Below are 19,839 nucleotides of genomic sequence, written 5' to 3'. Positions count from 1 at the left end.
ACAATCAGAAATCGCCATCCCCGCTAATTTTAAAGGATTTTTTCCAGCCTTCGATCATTTACCTCTAAAGAGTATTCATTCTTTATAATGGAGAGTATGAACGGTTAAACCTTTAGCCTCAAGCTTTTTTAGTTATCCCATCCTTTGATTTGATTCTAATTAATTCGATTATCGTTGTTTTGTTTTTAATTAAAATTGATATTATTGTTATAATAAAAAAGCGAATTAGTTAAAAATGTCATTTAATTTTCATGAGATTGTTTTATGAACAGTTTAGGCGATTCATCGATACCATCTCAACCCTCTCAAGTTCACGTTTCAGATCCGATTGTAAGTGGCAATCAAGGAAAAGTTGCACTTGGACCTCCTGCAAAAATAACTGATCAAGAGATCAAGCAGCTGGCTAATAAGCTTTTTAAAGGGGATAGGCTATCTCAATCAGAATTGCAGTCTTTAAAGTCTCTGACTGAAAAGAAGTTGGGCTTTTTTCAACGCCTTGGTAGTGGTTTGTTTAAAGTTAAGATTGACAGAGTCCGCAATGACCTTCTTAATAAGAAGGGAAAAATTGCCAATACTCACAAAGCCATGCAAAAACTCGAGTCTTTTGGCATGCTGACCGTTGGTTCGCGAAGGGCAATGGCCAAATTATTAATCGCCTATGATCAATCTCTACAGCAAGCTCCTTCATTTGGTAAAGCGCAAAAATTATTAGATAAAGGCCAAGAGGTGAGTGAGAATACATTAAGGGAATGTATTCAGGCTCATAATAAAGTGGCGCCTCCTAACATCCGTTTGGCCGGGACATTGGCACTCGGTATAGGCGATCGTCAAGTTTTTTATACAAAGAAGGGCTTGCTTGAATTAGCCCCACCTCACAAGAAAACGACAATTCCCATCGGAATGGCCAAGGGAAATCTGAACCTAGATCAACCTCAAGTTGAGCAGCTCAAGGACGTCTTTAAGGATGTTTATGAGGGAACTCCTTATAATAATATGAGCCCCATGCTAGAATTTGTTAAATTTTTTAAAGAAGCCAAAGAGTCCAATCCCAATTTGACTCTTCATCAAGCCTATTTAGCTTTCAACCCGTCGCCTGAGGAGCTCTTTGACAAATACCAATCGGGTGATTGCGTCATAGTAGCAGGTAAAGTTCAGGCAGCCTTTCAACACATGGGGGTTGAGGCCGGAGTTGTCGGTCAATTCACGCGTCCTCCTTGGGCCGATCCACCTATACCTAATAATCGTGAAGGGCCGGCTTGGCCCCACTACGATAAAGTGACAGAAAATGTCCACCATTGCGCGATTGCTCTCAAGTATACAAGCCGAAGCGGAGAGGAAAAAGGGTTGTATATGGATCCTTTGTTTGGGTCTGGCGAAGAGATCAAGGAGGTAGATTCTTACGATGATCGCAATCATGGAATGAAGACATTGATTGCGATTGATTCGAGAGATACTTCTGAAAACATCACCAATGTTGGCCATATTCTGAAAATGCAGATGGCGGGAAAAACCAAAATGAATCTGATGGGCAAGGCGGGAATGTCTCAAATTTGCGGCATCGATCTCTTGAATGGCAATATTTATTTGAATGGGGAGGGGGCAAAGGGGTTGAAAGGGTTGCCGCTTGGAGCTAATGGCCGTTTTTCGATTAAGTTAGAAGATTTGAAGGATCCTCAAGCAACGGGAAACTATATAATAGTAGAGGGAGAAGCTGTGCAAATGTCTCATCGGGAAGCTTTGGAAAAGTTTGCAGAGGTTGCTAAAGACCGTTTTCAACTTCCCGATGATTTTGTAGGTAATATGATCGTTTTGGCAGAGAATGCGGAGGAGATTGTAAAAACTGTTTTGTTGCCGCCCGCTCAGACTGCTAAGGATACATTGAAAGAGGCAAACGGTGCTTTCGCAGCTTTAAAAAGTGTCGAGCCTAAAAGCTACGAATACGCGCGCCTGGCATCCCGAAATGATACTCCTGAAGATATTAAAAAAATGGCGAAAGAGTATCAGGCAAAATTTACTAAAATGAATGCCGAATTTTCTAAGCTACAAAAAGCTATTGTTCAAGATAAGCCAGACGATGTGCGCATGCTGGCGACAGAAATTGGTAAACTGAAAGGGGAGTTGGTGGCTCTCTGTCTGGTTATTGAAAACCAGTCGAACGATCAAGATATTACCATTACATAATTTTTCAAGGAATATTGCATGCTTCCCATCCAATCAGACCCAACACCTGCTGCATGGCCTAATGGGTGGAATCCTCCTTCCTCTTTGGATACTAAACTATTTAAAAATTTTGCTTCTTACTTGCATCATAGAGCTGCGCTGGAAATACTTCCCTCTTTGAATATTTCAAAGCTTGATTTGGCAAATGAGCGCCAAAGCATGCAAAGATACGCAGATCGTGCGCAGAGAATGCAGTTTTTAACGGCTGATGATGAGCAAATTGATGGAGTGATTGTCTGGGCCTTGCCTGCAGATGGCAAAGAAGAGAATTATACCAAGCAAAACTGGATTCTCTACTTAAATGGAAATGGTGAAACGTACGAAGATAATCTTGCCTTTCTGAATTGGTATGCCAAGGAAACAGGTTGCAATCTAATCTCTTTCAATTACCGCGGCGTAGGCGAAAGTAGCGGCTATCCCAATTGCTTTAAGGATCTCGTCATCGATGCTGATGCTGTCTTCCAGCATTTGGAACGCCATGGGGTCGCTAGCAATCGAATCCTGATTCACGCCCGCTCTTTAGGCGGAGCAGTTGGAGTGGCTTTAAGGGCACTTCATGAAGATGGACCCATTTGCAATGAGCGATCTCTTTCGTCTTGGGGAGCCGTGGAGGTCTGTTTAAGTGGAAAAATTTCTGGCTCCCTTTTCAATCTTTACTTGCAGGCAATGGGGTGGAATATACAACCTCTGGAAGACTGGGAAAAGATTCAAGGTTATAAGTGGGTCATCGTCTCTCCCACCGATGAAGTGATCGACTTTAAAAAAGCGTCTTTTTATGCGGGGTTAAGGCGGGCTTATGGTCTTTCTGAAAAAGAACTTGAGGAACAAATACCTGTGATTAAATTACCCCCATTTTATTCCGAATTGAACGGAAATAGGCCCGAAGGGCATAATATTCCTTTAAATAGCAAAGTCATTAATGATGTATGGAAAGAGCATAAACGTATGATACAAAAAGCCTTTAAGGGGGAATAGAATGAATTTCATCACACCTCATTCGCCAACTCCGATTTCCATGATTGCACCTTCGCTTTTTTCTCAGGATATCAATCGAATCATTCAAGCTTATCAAGAATTGACCCACGATTTAGACTATAATTCATTAGGTGTTGTTCTGGACTTGATTGGGGAACTCAAGCTGCAATCATCTCATACTTCTTGGGAAGAGTTCTTCGCTCATTATCAACCCTTGAGCGAAAAAATCTTGAGCACCTATCATGGAGGAACCACTGCTATGATCGCTACAGTGGCTCAGCAAGAACTAGCTAAGCACAACCTCAAAATAGAAATAGGGGCAGAGTCGCGCCCAACCCACAATTTTAATTTTCCTCAGCCTTTTCAAGCATCTAAGCAGCTACCGTCTTTATGGGAAGCGGCCAAAGAGCTGGGACAAGGATATACGCTTTTTTTTAACCTGGTCAAATATGTAGGAGAGGCAAATCAAGAGCAGGTCATCGTTTTACAGCAAGCTTTCATCCCTCAGAAAGAATTGGCTACCCATTTCGACTCAATACAAGCTTTTGAAGAAAAATTCAAAAAGCTGAACATGAAGCCTTGCACTCCCATCGAATCGATGACTCCCTTCATCAAGGGGGCTATTCAAACCAGCTTTATTCTGCAAATTTTACAGCACAATACAAGAGATGTATTCAAACTGAATTTGTTAGAGGGAACAGTCGCTGTAATTTCCAAGAATCCGAGCCATTTTTCAACGTTTTTAAACCAAACAGGCAAGCTTCTCTTTTCTCTTGAAAATAAGGAAATAGAGCCATTCTTGGCTCAAATCCAGAAAGAGTTCAATCAGCCCTCCGATTTTAAAGATAACATCTTATTTCTTTTGAACAATCGCGAACACTATGTTAAATCCATCATGATAGCGCCAGCTTTTTGCTTGTTCAAACTATGGCCACTCTACACTTCTACCATACTTGCAAGGGAAAAAGCTTATTTTATAGACTCGAAGCAAAATGCTGACCGTGGCGACAATACAAATAAGCTTGGCCAAGCAGAAGAAACTTATCTTAAGGCCTTAGAGGCTATGCATCAAAATGAAGTCGATGAGGCTCGCTCTTTGTTTGAGCAGGCCGAAATCGATTATCAAAGCGCGATGCAGTCTGCTGCAAATTCTGTGGCGGTGCCTTTAAGCCTCTTATTAGAAGATTTTGACTCTCCCATCTAATTTTTATCAGATTATTTGAGAATAAGAATCGGCATTGCCGATCTTATTCTCATGCTGTCTTTTTGCCGCAAGCTATCTTTCCCGATTCAATGGTTCCTCCGATTGTCTTTTTTATTTACCCAATAACTATTTGCTTTGAAGTGAATTGTCAAGGTGCTATTAGTTTGTTTTTTTTTAATGTATTTATTAATGTTTTGAGATTTTAATATTCTGGATTTGCATTTAATTATTGGTGTTTAATATGAATGAAATGATCGTTTTTCCTAGTACTTCAGATAGGATGATGTCAGCGTTTATGGAAGAACCGGCAGAGACTGTCTCGTTGCTAACCCTTGATATTAAGATGCTTGCGTTCAACCTCCTTAATGGGAATCCCTTATTAGATGCCGAAAAAGCAGATTTGAGCAGATGTATCAGTCAAAAATTATCTTGGTATGTCAGTTTTCCAGTGGGTTCCTATAAAAAAAAGCTAAACGATGTCCGAAAAAATATTCTGAAAGTTAAGGGAGATATTGCAAAGGCTCAACTTTTGATTCAGAAGATAGCTTCTTTGAGCCTAACTCCCCATTCTTTGCGCGCTTTAGCAAAGTTATTGCTGATTTATGATGAGGCCTTGCAGCCTGCATTTGTGCAGGCAAGAGTTGAAGAAAGGTTAAATTCTTTAGAGGAAAATAGCGCAGACAGGCTCTATACTTTTATCCATGCTTACAATCGCTCATGCCCTGCAAGCAGGCGCTTAGCTGGCAATCTAGCCTTTGCAGCGGAAGATTATCGGGTTTTCTTTACTAGAGAGGGAACTTTGGGAGCTGTGCTGCTTGATAAAAAATGGACTGTTCCCATTGCCATTTCAAAGGAAGAACAAAATTGGAATGGTCAACAACTTGATGAGATAGCGGAAGCCTTTTTTCAAATTTACTGTGCGGCTCCTTACAATAACCTCAGCCCAATGCTCGAGTTTATGAAATATTTTAGGGAGCTTAAGGCAGAGAATCCAGCGTTGACCCTGCACCAGGCTTATCTAGCTTTCGACCCCGATCCTGTCGATATGTTTAATAAGTATAACTCCGGGGATTGTGTGACTGTATCGGCAAAGATACAGGCAGCTTTAAAGCAAAGAGGATTCCCTTCGGCTGTTCTGGGCACTCCGACGCGTAATATGTGGACCTCTCCCCCTATTCCAAAGCCTAGCCATTTTGGGGTGTGGAAGGAATACAAAAGAGCAACGGAAAGCATTTTTCATTGCCAAGTCGTGGCAGTTTTTTCTGATTCTCAAGGTGACAAAGGGGTTGCTTACATGAATCCAACCTTTGCCTATCAAGAACCTCTGATGCGACGAAAAGATTTTAGTTTATTTCCTTTTAACAAAAAAGTGCAGCATCTCAGAACGGATAAATTTGAGGGAATTATCAATCTCGGTCATATATTAAAAAAGCAAATGAGCGGAAAAACAAGTATGCAATTGCTTGGACCGGATTTTAATGGTTTGGAGCCCATTTTTGGCGTCGATTTTTTGCGGGGAAATATCTACGTGAATCGGACAGGTATGAAGGGTTTGCAAGGGCTTCCTTTAAACGTTGACGGTTATTTTTCGGTTCAACTGGAAGAGCTAAGAAATAACGTGGCAAGACTGTATTTCATTGATGGGCAAGAGCAATTGCTTGCTGCACAGGATGCTTTAGAATTATTTTCTGCTATTGCAAAAGAGCGCTTTCAGCTGCCTGATGACTTTGCTGAAAATATTGTAACCTTAGCAGAAAATGAACGAGGGATTATCAAGAAGATCTTGCTTTCTCCTGCTCAAACGGCTAAAGAGACATACCATGAAACAAAATCAGCTCTTGAGATAGTGAGAGAAGTAAATATTCAACAGAATGAATATGCGCTCACTAGAGAAAAGGGTCAAGAGAACTATTTAATGCGTTGCTATCGCCAGAAATATCAACAGCTGCTTTTTGAGTTTGATGAATTGCAAGATGCCATTATTGCCAATGCGCCTGATGAGGTTCGTAGTACAGCTCTAGAAATTGCCCGAATAAAAAAACAGGCCGATGAATTGAAAGAAATGATCACCATTCAAATGGCTAAGACAAGTAAAGGCAAAGAGTCTTGCGAACACTCAAAAACATCAGGGGATTCTGTTACTTTGTATGAATTCGAAGATTCGGCTTTAAGCGACGATGAAGGTTCGTTAAGTATTTAAAATTACGCGGCGGTAGATGACGAATGATTGTGGCACCCTTGAAGCTTCGAGATCGGCTTACAGTATAGTTGAAAGAGAACAGAGGGTTGAGTCTGTTAGTAGCGGCGCTTCTCTTGAACTCGACATCAAGCTGCTAACTGCCAATCTTTTACAAGGAAGCGTTCTTTCAAATAATGAACGAACAGTTCTTACTATATTAGTAAAGAAAAAATTGGATTTAAAGCATCGCCTGTCTGCAGGCGGATTGAAAGGAAAAATCGACTCTGTTCGCAAGAATATGCTCAAGCTTAAAGGGAAAATTGATGAGGCTCGCTACCTCATGCAAGAAGCGATTTCTCTCAATTTAGATGAACGGTTGCACAGGGCTTTGGCTAAATTATTGCTGGTTTATGATGAGTCTCTTTTCCCCGATTCGATAGCGCTTAAGGTTAAACAATTCAAACTGTTTAAGAATGGAGAAGTCTCTGAAAAGGAGCTGGTTCGCTTCGTCGATGTTTACAACACAGCTTCTCCCTCAAATAGCCGTTTAGCAGGGACCCTGGCTCTTGAAGTTGGCGGGCGCCGCATTTTTTATACGCGCGAGGGCCTGCTCAGGCTAGCTTCTCCCGCAAAAAAAATGGGAAGGCCGCTCAAGCTGCTCCAAGCTAACGAAAACATGCCAACTAAGATCAGACAGTTAGAGGAGGTCTTTTTACAAGTCTATGATCGGACAGTTTATAATAATGTGAGTCCAATGCTTGAGCTGATGAAATTTTTTAGGGAAGCTAGACAGTCCAATCCGGCTCTCACTCTTTTTCAGGCTTTTGAAGCATTTGACCCTGTTCCAAGCGAGATTTTTGATAAATATCAATCAGGTGACTGCGTCGTCATTGCAAGCAAAACGCAAACTGTCTTGCGAGCCATGGGAATAGAATCGGCTGTGGTGGGATGCCGCATGGCGAATATCTGGTCTACTCTTCCCATTCCTGAGGGCGAAAAGCTGGGATATTGGGCGGAATATGATCGGGCAAGTGAGGGAATACATCACTGCGGAGTTGTCGTTAAATACAACAACGAAGACGGAAAAAAAATGGTGGCGTGTATAGACCCTATATTTGTGGATCCTCATCTGCACTTCAAAACGTCTGATATCGAAACTGTGTTGGAGGGGGGAACCTGCGATTGGTTTGCCACTGATCATTTGGAAGCCATTGAGAATCTTAACCACCTCTTGAAAATGCAGATGGCAGGGAAAACCAAAATGCTCCTTAAAGGCAAAGGAACAGGCCATAACTCTCCAATTCTTGGGATCGACTTGTTAAGAGGGAATATTTATTTGAATAAAGCTGGATCGGCGTATTTTAAAGACTTACCCCTGAATGCTAATCTCAAATTTTCAATTCAATTAGCCGACCTGCAAAATCCTTTAGCTTCAGGTGTTTATCTTGTTGATGGCGAACAGCGCAGCATGACGCATCGTGCCGCGTTAAAGCGGTTTATAGACGCAGCCAAAACTGAATTACACTTGCCCGATGATTTTGAAGATAATGTCATTACCTTGGCGCTCAATGAAGAAGAGATTGTGACGCAGATTCTCTTGTCTCCTGCCAAAACAGTTAGAGCGACGATCAAAGTGGTGGCAGAGGCTTTTAAGTCGCTGCAAGAAGTAAGAGCCACGCAGAGGTCTTTTAGTCCTAGATATTCTGACGCTACTGGAGATGTAAAAAAAATATTAATCGCTTATGAAGCCATGCACCATAACATGTCTGATTTGTTCTTAGAACTGCAACAATCGATTATTGCCGGTCAATCAGATGTCGTGTTTACGTTGGCTGCCGATATGATGGCGCTGCAGGTTAAATTAGCCGCTCTTTCACAAAAAATAGAGCATCTACCACTTGGAGGGAATAGGAGTTAAAAAAATAAATGAAGAAATCAATTTCGAGCACCTCTTGTCAGCTTATCTTCAATTTTCCAAGGTGTTTAATTTCAGATTTTTCTTTAGTTGGGGAGCTATAAGTTACACTTGTTGCTTTCGATCAATCTTGTTAAAATGCTTTCCTTTAGCAATCTCGACTTCTTTGCTAGATTGCTTTGGTTGAAATGAGATAAGGAATTGGAATGGTACATGACTTAGATGTTTTTTTTAGCAATCGATTGTCGATGCTTTATCAACAGCTCAAGCACATCCTGTTTGGGGTTTCTACAACTCCTTTTAAGCGCAGATTGGTCGTTGTCTATGGACCGGCTATGAAAGCGTGGTTGACTCTGCAGATGGCGCAAGATCCGGATTTAGGTGTTGCTGCAGGCATCGAATTTGTTTATCTCAATCAAGCATTCGATCAGCTGCTTCGCCTATTCCAATCTCCAAACTCCTACATTCCCTCTTCATTAGAGCTCTCTTTGGCGATTGAAAAAGAGCTTGTTGCAAGTCTGAAGAGATTCCATTACCTAACTACGGCTGAGCAGCAAGATTGGCTGCCCTTGGTCTATTACTTAAAACTCGACCCCTCTCAAATAGGCTCTTCGCTTAAGTTGACCCGTAAGATGGAAAAGCGGTTAGTCGGCTTGAGTCAACATTTGGCTCGCATTTTTCAAGATTACGGACGGTATGCTTATCCGCTTGTTTCTAAATGGGAAAAGGGAGAGCAAGGGGGATGGCAAGGGCGTTTATGGAAAACGCTGTTTTGCGACACCAACTGGAGCTATCCAAGCCGTTCCTTTCAGCAGCCTTTGCATCCATGCTCGAATTGCGAGGTGCATTTTTTTTCAATCAGCTTTGCATCGCGATCGGAATTCGACTTTTTGTGCAGACTGACTCCCTATACGCAAATATATTACTATTTGTTATCTCCTTGTGCTGTTTTTTGGAGCGATATTCGCTCTGACAAAGAAACAGCCTATTTGCAGAGCTTCTGGCAGCAAAAACTGGGCACGTTTTCTCCACATGTTTTAAAATTAGAAGAGCTCTTGCGCGACCGCAATCCTCTTCTAGCGAATTTTGGAAGGCTTGGCCGTGAGATGGCCCACCAAATAGAGGAAAGCCAAGCGCAAACGTATGCACGCTATCTCCTTCCCGATCACGTCAATGTACTGGGCGAAGAGCTTTTTCTGCATGAAGATTTGCAGTTCGATGCCACAGAAAAGCCTTTGACGCTCTTGCATGCGATTCAAGCCGATATGCTCGTTATGCGCAATCCTCAAGGGGAGCCTCCTTTTAATCTAGAGCAAAAAGATAGCTCGATCCAAATGCATACTGCTCCCACGATGCGGCGCGAAGTGCAAATTCTCTACCATAATCTTTTGTCTATCATCGAAAAAAATTCTTCGATTTCTCCAAGCGACATCATTGTCATGGCACCGCAAATTACAGAGTATGTACCCTACATTCAAAGCATTTTTGGAGCAGTCGACAGCCAGCTCGACTTTCAAATTTTGGATCTTGGGATGCAGACTCAAAGTGAAATTGTGCAGGGGTTTTTGCAGCTTCTGAATTTAAGTGAAAGTCGCTGGGAAGTCAGCCAGCTTCTGCAGTTATTTGAGCATCGCTCGTTTCAACGGTGCCATCAGCTCGCGCAAAGCGATTACTACCTCATTCGAGAATGGATAGAGCAGGCTGGCATTCGCTGGGGTGAGGACTGGCTGCACCGCAACGAGTTATTGCAGCGGCGGCATTGCCAGCAAGGCATGGTTGATGAAACTGCAGTTGGCACATGGGACTTTGGTTTGACCCGTCTGCTTTTGGGATTAGTTTTAAAATCACCTGCTGCTCTTTCCCTCGACATGCTTCCATGTGAAGGTGTCGACTTTTCGCAAACCGATTTAATGGGGAAATGGATTCGGCTCTTGCACTCCTTGCGCGATGATTTGTCTCCTTTGCAAGATCGGACTCAAATGACAATGGACGACTGGTCGAATTATTTATTATGCCTCCTTGACAACTACTTTAAACCTGATTTTGAAGATTCGCAGTCGGTTGAAGATTATGAAGAGCTGAAAGCACAGTTCGAGATCCTGCGCTCGTCTGCCCGCAGCTTTAAACAGTCCCACTTTTCGTTTCAATCAGTTAAAATTCATTTAAATCATTTGCTGCAACAGCGGGGTATTACTTACCGCGAAAATCACTTGCAATCGATCCGCTTTTGCTCTTTGATGCCTTTGCGATCAATCCCTGCCAAAGTCATTGCCCTTATGGGAATGCAGGAAGGTGTTTTTCCGCGCGTTAGTTATCACTCCTCTCTCAATTTGATGGCAGGGCACGATCAGGTCGACTACAGTCCCAATCCAACCGATTACGATCGTTATTTATTCTTAGAGGCTTTGCAGTCGGCTAGCGATTGTTTGCTGATTAGCCATCAAGGCTATAGCCAGCAAGAGTCCAAGGAGCTGCAGCCGAGCCTTGTCATAGAAGAGCTTTTTTCTTACTTGAACCGCCACTATACCATTCAAGGCAAGAGCATTGTAGAAGTGTGTCATTTCAAGCATCCATTCGATTCATTCGATAGCCGCTATTTTCAGGCACAGACGTCTTTGCCTAACTATTCACGCACTGACTATCATTCGGCTAAGTGCTACTATCAAAAAGACAAGCATCCTCCCCATAGTTTTTTAAATGAATTTACTTTCGTTAGCCATCCTCAAGCTGATTTAATTCCCTCTCACAGCGTCATCAATCTCAAAGCGCTCAACAGCGTTGCTCGCTATCCTATCAAGTTCTACTTGAACAAGGGATTGGAAATCTATTTGCAAGGCGAAGAAGACCGCAAAATTAAAGACGAGGAAGAGCTGCTGCTTTCTTCACTTGATAGGTATCAGCTCAAACAGGTGGCTTTGAAAGAGCCGTTTGAACGGGTCGTGCAGATAGCTGAAAAAGAAGGAAAGCTTCCGTTCGGGCTTTTTAAAACGGTGGCTACCAAGCGACTCAAAGAAGAAACGGATGACTTGCATGAGCGCTTGCACAAGCATCGGATCGATCCAAAGACCATTTTCCAAGTTGAGTTTTGTACTAGCTGTACAGAACCATGCCAGATTCAAGAAGACCAGTGGCTGCTTCCAGCAGTCAAACTGGTTTATCCAGATAGTTATGAACTGGTTATTGTTGGCAAGCTTGCTCATGTCTCTTCGCAGGGCTTGGTTGTTACAGGTAAAGGCACGTTGGCAGATGCTTGGAAAGCATGGCCGCAGTTTCTTCTTTATGACTGCGCGGCTAGGCTTTATCCTGAAAAACTACAAAGACAGCTCATTTTTACCCATGCAACGCAGCCTAAAAAGGCCTTTTTTGAAGATAGCACGCCTTATTTAAAACAATTTGTCAGCTACTACGCACTATGCTTGAAAAACTTTTCACCATTAATTCCAGACTGGATTCCATTGATCATAGAAGGGAATGCTTGCGGGCTTCAAGATAAAATGAGACAGCTTTTTTCAGATTCATTTGGCAGTTATCAAAGCCCGGACGTGCGCTGGATTCTCAATAAAGACAATCTTCCCAATGCCGAGGCGCTTTTACAACAATGGAAAGAGCTAACTGAACTCTTGGCGGGCGATTTAATGCGCTTTTGGTATCCTTCTAAACAGGTGAGCGGGGTAGCAGAATGATGAAAAAATTTAATGTGCTTGATCGGCAGATGATCCTTCATCAACACTACTTGCTGGAAGCTTCGGCTGGGACGGGAAAAACCTTTTCCATTCAAAATATCGTGGTACGCCTCTTGATCGAAAGCCAGCATGGAGCCGAACCCCTTCCTTTGAATAAGATTCTAGTCGTGACCTTTACTCGCGCCGCAACGAGAGATTTAAGGCTGCGCATTCGCTCCAATATCGAGCAAGCCCTGCATTCTTTGAATGAATGGATAAACAGCAAAACGATTGCGGGTACAACACCCGACTATTTGAAAGCCTTCATGGAAGACGGAGAGGAGTGCGTCCAAAAAGCTAAGAAAAGGCTGCAGCAGGCTCTTTTTGGATTTGACCAAGCCCAGATCTTTACCATCCATTCTTTCTGTTCTAGAATGCTCAAGCAGTATGCAATGGAAAGCGATATGGGGTTCCATGCGATGTATGGAGAGGAAACATTGCCGCAGTCTGAAATTCTAGCGGTCATTCGCGATTTTTTCCGCACAGAAGTGAGATTGGAAAGCTATAGTCCGGCGCAGCTGGACATTGTCTTAAAAGAAGATCCCGATCAAAAGAAATTGCTAAGGACTATCAAGAGCGGTTACGACTTTGAAGAACTGCCAACTTTTAGGCAGCTCTATTTGCAATTTGTTGCGATCATGTACGAGTTAAAGCAGATCTATCCTCTCCAATCGCTTGAAATGCTTGCAGACTTTCAAGCCCAATCAGCATCCTATCGCAATTACAAGAGCGGCGAAACAAAGGCCGAAACATTAGCCAAGGTTGCTCGCTTTGCGGCTTTATTCGATCAGGAAGAGTGGACAACGGAAGATTTTGATAAGCTCATTCAAGATGACCTAGTGTGGACTATGGCTCTCGATCCCAAGCTTTTGAAAAGCCGCAAGGTGGCTAGCGATGCCTTGCACTATCCGACCCTTACTCAAGAACTGAAGCAGCGTTTAGAACCCCTCGTTTTGCAGGCAGGCAGTTTTCCGGTTTTATTGACACGTCTGGCGCGTGATTGTCAAAAGCTTTTGCGTCGCTATCAAAGAGAAGAGGAGAAGCTGTCGCCTGACGATCTGTTGCGTAAAATGGATTGGGCTTTGGATCAAGCCCATTTTTTAGAGCAGATTCAATTGACTTACCAAGCTGCCATCATCGACGAATTTCAAGATACCGATCCGATTCAATGGCAAATTTTTAGAAGGCTATTTATTCCAGACGAACGTGTCTGGACAGGTTATTTATACCTTGTGGGTGATCCCAAGCAGTCGATTTATTCCTTCAGGCAAGCCGATATTTATACTTATTTAGCCGCGGCTCAGGCCTTGGGCGAGCATCACTGCTATTCACTCGATGTCAATTACCGCTCGCAACCTCATTTAGTCAATGCCCTCAATGCGTTGTTTTCTTCCGAAAATACGCCCCGCTTGATCCCCTTGCCTAAAAAAGATTTCTATTTGCCTTATCAGCCAGTGTTTACATCGCCGTCTAACCAGGATCGCCATTTTCAAGATGAAAAGGGAGCAGTCCATTTTTTTATTGGTGATGGAAGCGCCTTCAAGAGACCAAAATGGCAAGATTTAGAAGATAAAGTCTTTTTCCCTTTTATCGTGCAAGAGATCAGGAGGCTGCAAGAGCAAAAGGGATTCGCCTTTCGCCAATTTGCTGTCTTAGTTAGAGACAGGCACCAGGCGCTCCGCCTGGCTGAGTACTTCGATGCACAACAAGTTCCTTATTTGAATCAACGCGGAACGAGCCTTGCCGAATCTACAGCCCTTACCTCGTTGATCGATCTCATTCGAGCTATTCTTCATCCCCACGATCGAGGTGCCATTCGTACGGCTTTAGGGACGCCGTTGCTTGGATGGAATCATGCAGAACTAAAAACGGATGACTATCTGGAACCTATTCTGGCAGTCATTCAGCGTCTGCGTCAAAGCCTTGCCGAAAAAGGATTTGCGTTTTTCTTTCAGGAATTTTTGCAGAGCAGCTGGAGAATGGATGGGATTAGCGTACTCGAGCATTTATTATCAAAAGAAGGTGGACTCGAATTTTATCATGATCTGCAGCAGATCGCCGATATCGCCATCGATCACCGCTACCGCGAATGGAATGGACCGGAGGGGTTGATTCCTTTTTTAGATAAGTTTCAACTATGGCAAGAAAATGATGATGAACGCGTGAAGCGTTTCCAAGACCCCTCTAAGGACGGGGTAAAAATTTTAACGCTGCACTTTAGCAAAGGATTGGAGTTTGACATCGTATTTGCCCTTGGACTTGCCCAACGAAGCGGAATGCGGAACGAGTTGATTCCTATCGAAAAAGAGGGGCAATTGCTCCTAACTCCTTTGGTAGAGGAATGCGAAGAGCATCATCGCTTTTGCGAAGAAACGGACGCAGAAAAAATGCGCCAGCTCTATGTTGCCATGACAAGAGCGAAATACCAACTCTATATTCCAATCAGCCTTCACTTTCCAACAGATCGCCTGGCATTTGGAGATGCATCTCCCATAGACCTTTTCTTGGGCAGGCTTTGGCAGCCAGCTTGTTCTTATGGTGAGCTCTATGAACGCATCAAACAGTTTAACGGTAAAATTTTCCTGGAATTTATTCAGGAAGTTGGCTCCAAGCACCACATCAGCTATTCTATTCATGAAGAAATCTCTCTAGCCGCCATTCCCAAGCAGGCTAATACGTGCATAGATTTAAAGCAGCCGAGCCCTGTAGAGGTTGTGGCTCCAGAGCTTATCATGGCTTCTTTTTCGAGTCTAAATCATCCCTCTATAACTACAAAGCGTCTATTAAAAGCCCCTCCTCATGACTTTAATCACCCCATTAAAGATGTGCATACATTGCCTGCTAGCAGTGACACCGGTGTGTTTATTCATCAGTTATTAGAAAAACTCTCTTTTGGCGACTTTTACTCTCTAAAAAATAGCCAAGAGGCTCTACCGCTTGTCCGCCCCTTGATCCAAAGAGCCGCATTTAAAGACTGGGAAAGCGTCTTGGCAGATCTGGCGTTTAATGTCATGCATGCCGATTTGGGGATCCATACGACTCCTTTTTGTTTAGCCGAATTGGAGCCTTGGCAACACTATCGTGAGATGTCTTTTCTTTTTCCTTATGAATCTTCGTTGGCCTTGGAAGGTTTAATGGAGGTCGACGGATTGATCAAGGGAATTGTTGATCTCATTTTTGTCCATCAAAAACGGTATTACATCATTGATTGGAAAAGTAACTGGCTTGGAAACTCACCAGAAGACTACCATCAATCGCATCTGCATGAAGCCATGGTAGAGCATGGCTATTTGATTCAAGCGAAAATTTACACTGAAGCTCTCAAGCGCTACTTAAGCCTCGTCGAACCACGCCCTTTTGAGGCTTGTTTTGGAGGAACTCTATATCTATTTCTAAGGGGGATGCAGGCCGGAAAACAAACGGGGATCTATACCATAGCGCCCTGAATATTTGATTAAATCAGCAATCGAAGAGAAGCTATGTTAAATCTTTGTTCAATAGCACCCCATCCATCCTCCCTATCCTTTTTGAGTTTGTCAGCCTCAAGGATGCATGCTTGGCTGCCCAGCTTCTTGCAGTTGATGGTTGCATTGATTCAAAAAATTAGCGCTCTCATTAAAGCCATCCTATTTACAAAACATGAGGATAGGGCCATTCTTTGCGAGAGAGCCGCTACAGAGGTGCACCAATCGACACATACAAGCGTAGAAGAAAGCGCTTTTATACCAACTTCTGCTTCTTCCTTTAAAGCGAAACTAGACTGTGCACCTCTCATGGAAGGGTTATTAAATCTCCTTTATGGTCACTTGATCGATAAACTAAATGAAAAGAATGTGAAAGCTCCTTGATTGAAGAACGGGAAAATGAGAATCGACAGATTCACTTGCGTACACTTGCCGGTTATGGCAAACATTTGCAGAATTTTGACTCTTTAGTTACGCCGACTCGAATAAGATTAATTAAATAAATAGATTTATTTGTAGTGATTTTTAATGTATTGTGTTTGATGAATAACTTATGTCAAATCAAAAACGATTGGGATAAAATAAACTTTTTTGTTATTTTGGTAGTTTTCGAAATCTCGGTCAATGTCAGATCAATCGATAGTGAACACAAAGAGCATGCACCATGCAATCAGGCCTTGCTAAAGCCCGTTTTTCTGAGTCTTATAACCGTTCCCCGTGGTTGGAGGTGGGCAAGGAGAAGAGACCTGTTTGGCCTACTATGGATTCTCTTTTAGCGAAGCAGCGGCTCACCTATTTGGACTATGTGCTGACTCATCGTTTATTGCGCGATCAGCTCGTTGGTCAGGAAGTGGCCTTATTCATCTGCCATCTCTTGATTGCTGCCCAAGAGGGGCATTTATGTGTCCGCATCGAAAATGGGCACTTGTTTCCAGCCGTTTATCAATTATGGTCGCAAGAGGGGGATGATCACTTGTCATCCGAAGAGAGTCAGTTTTTAACTGATTTGATTTTAAAGGGTTCTAAGGAAGTCCCTCTTGAACTCATGACTGTCATGCAGGAAGGAGAGGATCATGAGCCGCCCCAGACACCCTTGTGCGTTTTTCAGAACAGCTTTTATCTGCAGCGGCACTGGATTTTTGAAACGCTTTTTTTGAAGCATCTCTTGAGGCATTTGGATGGCATGCCTGTTTTGGAGGTTAGTCGAGAGTATTTAGAAAAAGAGCTTACGCATCTTCGAAAGAGCGGTGCCTTACTGGAAGAGCAGGCGGAGGCTATTTTGACTGGATGCTTATCTCCTTTGACCTTGATTACGGGCGGACCTGGAACGGGTAAAACGTATACGGCGGGACGCCTCATCCAGCTTTTTTGGAATAGTTTAAATGAGGAACAAAGGAAAGAGTGTCAAATTGCGTTGGCAGCTCCCACTGGCAAAGCAGCGGCGAACTTGCAAAAAAGCTTGAGCAAAGTGGCGAATGAGCTCAAGGACTGTCCTCCATTGCAGGCTAAAACGCTTCACTCTTTATTGAACATGAGAAGTTCATCCTCTTTTGCAAAGGAGTCGGCTATCCGCTTAACGGCCGATCTGATCGTCGTTGATGAGAGTTCGATGATCGATGTAAAGATGATGGCTACTTTGTTTGAGTCTCTTAAAAAAGGATCGAGGATCATTTTATTAGGAGATCAGCATCAATTGCCATCTGTAGAAGCAGGCAGTTTATTTGTAGACCTGATTAAATTGCATCAAGCGCAGCCAGCCCTTGCCATTCCTTGCACCAATTTGAAAGTCTGTTTGAGGGCCGAGCTGGGCTCTATCGTGTCTTTTGCGCAAACGATCAACCAGGGTAAGGCGCTCCAAGCCATTGACTTGCTCAATCAGGCTGATATCCCAGGCATTTCCCGTCTCCATTTGCCAGCTGAGAGGAAAGAGTCTCAAAAGCTATTTTTGAGCCATGTCATGAACTATTTTCCCTCCCTTATTAGATCGCATCAAGACCCAGAACAGCTGCTGAATTTGTTCAATGCCATCCGCATTTTATCACCCATGCGTAAAGGCTCTTTTGGAGTGGAGTCTATCAACCAGCTTTTATGGCAGCATGTGAGCCAAATGCGTCATCCAAATGGATGGCTTGCCATTCCCATCATGGTTGTGACAAATGATTACCGGCAAGACCTTTTCAATGGTGAAACGGGCGTTTTGATGCGCAAGCTTCCTTTGAAAACAGTGAGCACAGAAGATTACGCCCTTTTTCCTTCCCGCAACGCAGGAGAAACAGTGCGCCGTTTGCCGGCGCTTTTGCTGCCAAGGTATGAATTTGCTTATTGCCTGTCTGTGCATAAAAGTCAGGGTAGCGAGTTCGATCGGGTCATCTTAGTATTACCTGAAGGGTCGGAGCTATTTGGCAGAGAGGTTTTTTACACGGCTGTGACGCGCGCGCGCAAGCACATTGAAGTCTATGGGACAGATCTCATCATTCAGAAAACCATTTCTTTACAAGGCTCGCGCCTTTCGGGCGTAGAACAGCGGCTGGCGACAGCAAAGATTTAAAAAAACTGTAACGAGTTTTTCCGCCTAAAAATATAACTAAGTACGTTGCGATCGTTTTTTTTTAACGATTATAATCAAAGTAGGAAAAATATGAATGTTTCGCCCATCGACACGCACAAGCAATTGAATCGCGATTTCGAGCTACTATTATCTACAAAGATACCGCCTTTAGACAATCAAATACCGCTGATTGCCAAAGGGGTTGCTCTGTATGCACAAGCCTTCTTTCATAGATTACCCCTTCCAGAGCAACAAAAGGTGATGAGTTGTTTTGATGAATGGGGTGACTTAAGAGAAATGAACGTGGAATCCATCCTTCCTAACTTAACACTAAAGAAGGTGAGTGTTTTAAAAGAGCTTATCCAGCAATTATCTGGTTGTAGCATTGTCGACATGGGTGTGTGGTCTATGAGGCCTCTTTATCTATTTACAGTCACTTCGAGCCAAAAAAGTAATCTACAAATCAGTGAGTCAATGTTTAATGAGTTAGCTGGCATGCAGCAATCCGAGTCTGTCATGGTTATGGTTCTTTCACAAGATTCATGGAACTTTTTGAATAGCTGGCTGGTAGCCAATAGACACTGCCAGGAGATGAAAAAAAAATTTTAAAAAAACAGGGAAATTGTATTATTTCATAATACCTTGTCCATGGCATAAAATGGCTGGGACTATACTCAGCGAAAGAAAAGATGGCTCAGCTTTGTGCGTACCTAGCATCCATCACCCCTTTCCGATATCACAACTTAATGGTTAGGAAACAGATGATTATTCCATCGCTATCTTCTCAAGAAACAGCTGCTGTACAAGATGATTTAGGCTATTTTGGAATTAGAGTTGCTTCAGATCATGCAGTACATTTTATTGCTATGATAGTTGGAGGGTATGCTCAGAATTTCTTCAATGATTTTTCAGAGCAGGAGCAGCTGTTATTAAAAGCCTTTTTAGTGGACGAATGGGATGCCTTACAGCAGTGGAATAGCAGATATCCGCTTCAAAACTATAAAAAAAAAGATTCCGAGTCTAAAAGAAAGGAATGGATCCAATTATATCCCTGCTACAACCTTACTTTAGAGAAAGGAGAGGCCTTAAAAGCGTTTATTCAAACGTCGCAAATTTGTGGAATTTTCCCCGATAATTTTTGTAAGGATGTCTCAGGTGGAATAAGACCCGCACATCTCATGACAATTACCCCAACACTAAAAAAGACGGTTGGGATAACTCAAGAGAGGTTTTTCTTTTTAGCATCTATACAGTCTAGTAAATCGGTCACGATTATGGCTATTTCGGAAAAGTCTTGGAACCTTTTGAATAACTGGTTGGAAGAGTCCAAGAGGCGTCCTTTAATGACTGAAGGTCGCTGTTGCATCATCGCATAAAAAGCGACTTGAACAGCAATAGCCATTCAAAGCACACTTAGAATAAGAATCGGACAGGATGTTTATTCTCTCGCCTTTACTATTCTGCCTTCACTTAGGCCACGGTGAGTGTAACGGTCATCGTTAAGCCCAACGATAGGTAATTTATGTGAAATTAAAAATATAAATAGATGTGATTTGCATGCTCACTTGTAGAGAAATCTACTCGTAATTGCACTGTGGGTTAATAAGCGTTA

At 42.9% G+C, this 19,839-nt stretch carries 11 protein-coding genes; all 11 read left to right on the top strand.

All coding sequences use genetic code 11. The features are described from left to right. The first annotated feature begins 264 nt into the window (after positions 1 to 264). The gene (locus PNK_RS11950) at positions 265 to 2,181 is read left to right on the top strand and encodes a hypothetical protein (protein WP_059062260.1); all 1,917 of its coding nucleotides are present in this window, start codon (positions 265 to 267) and stop codon (positions 2,179 to 2,181) included. An 18-nt stretch (positions 2,182 to 2,199) separates the two neighbouring features. Continuing rightward, complete coding sequence (locus tag PNK_RS11945; RefSeq protein WP_059062258.1) at positions 2,200 to 3,195, top strand: alpha/beta hydrolase; 996 nt, start codon at positions 2,200 to 2,202, stop codon at positions 3,193 to 3,195. Position 3,196: 1 nt separating this feature from the next. After that, complete coding sequence (locus PNK_RS11940; RefSeq protein ID WP_059062256.1) at positions 3,197 to 4,399, top strand: hypothetical protein; 1,203 nt, start codon at positions 3,197 to 3,199, stop codon at positions 4,397 to 4,399. 241 nt (positions 4,400 to 4,640) lie between these two features. Next, the gene (locus PNK_RS11935) at positions 4,641 to 6,599 is read left to right on the top strand and encodes a hypothetical protein (protein ID WP_158021809.1); all 1,959 of its coding nucleotides are present in this window, start codon (positions 4,641 to 4,643) and stop codon (positions 6,597 to 6,599) included. Between the two features lie 16 nt (positions 6,600 to 6,615). Beyond that, positions 6,616 to 8,496, top strand: coding sequence for a hypothetical protein (locus PNK_RS11930; protein ID WP_059062252.1), 1,881 nt, complete (start codon positions 6,616 to 6,618; stop codon positions 8,494 to 8,496). Positions 8,497 to 8,699: 203 nt separating this feature from the next. Then, on the top strand, positions 8,700 to 12,176 hold the full coding sequence (locus PNK_RS11925; protein WP_059062250.1) for an exodeoxyribonuclease V subunit gamma: 3,477 nt from the start codon (positions 8,700 to 8,702) through the stop codon (positions 12,174 to 12,176). Then, complete coding sequence (locus tag PNK_RS11920) at positions 12,173 to 15,661, top strand: UvrD-helicase domain-containing protein (protein WP_079992925.1); 3,489 nt, start codon at positions 12,173 to 12,175, stop codon at positions 15,659 to 15,661. The genes PNK_RS11925 and PNK_RS11920 overlap by 4 nt, the downstream gene beginning before the upstream one ends. 33 nt (positions 15,662 to 15,694) lie before the next feature. After that, positions 15,695 to 16,063: a hypothetical protein gene (locus tag PNK_RS11915; protein WP_032124641.1), complete on the top strand. Its 369-nt coding sequence runs from the start codon at positions 15,695 to 15,697 to the stop codon at positions 16,061 to 16,063. Positions 16,064 to 16,343: 280 nt separating this feature from the next. Next, a complete protein-coding gene (recD, locus tag PNK_RS11910; RefSeq protein WP_059062246.1) occupies positions 16,344 to 18,227 on the top strand; it encodes an exodeoxyribonuclease V subunit alpha in 1,884 nt (627 codons plus the stop codon). A gap of 90 nt (positions 18,228 to 18,317) precedes the next feature. Then, entirely contained in the window at positions 18,318 to 18,836 is a 519-nt protein-coding gene (locus PNK_RS11905) for a hypothetical protein (protein ID WP_032124640.1), read from the top strand. A 152-nt stretch (positions 18,837 to 18,988) separates the two neighbouring features. After that, positions 18,989 to 19,603 carry a hypothetical protein gene (locus PNK_RS11900; protein ID WP_032124639.1) on the top strand — a complete coding sequence of 205 codons (615 nt, stop codon included), beginning with the start codon at positions 18,989 to 18,991 and terminating at the stop codon, positions 19,601 to 19,603. Positions 19,604 to 19,839: the final 236 nt, after the last annotated feature.

This window comes from Candidatus Protochlamydia naegleriophila, from assembly GCF_001499655.1.
In the GTDB taxonomy this organism is placed as follows: Bacteria; Chlamydiota; Chlamydiia; order Chlamydiales; family Parachlamydiaceae; genus Protochlamydia; species Protochlamydia naegleriophila.
The sequence above is the reverse complement of the archived record's forward strand: the minus strand, read 5'-3'. Positions and strand labels throughout refer to the sequence as shown.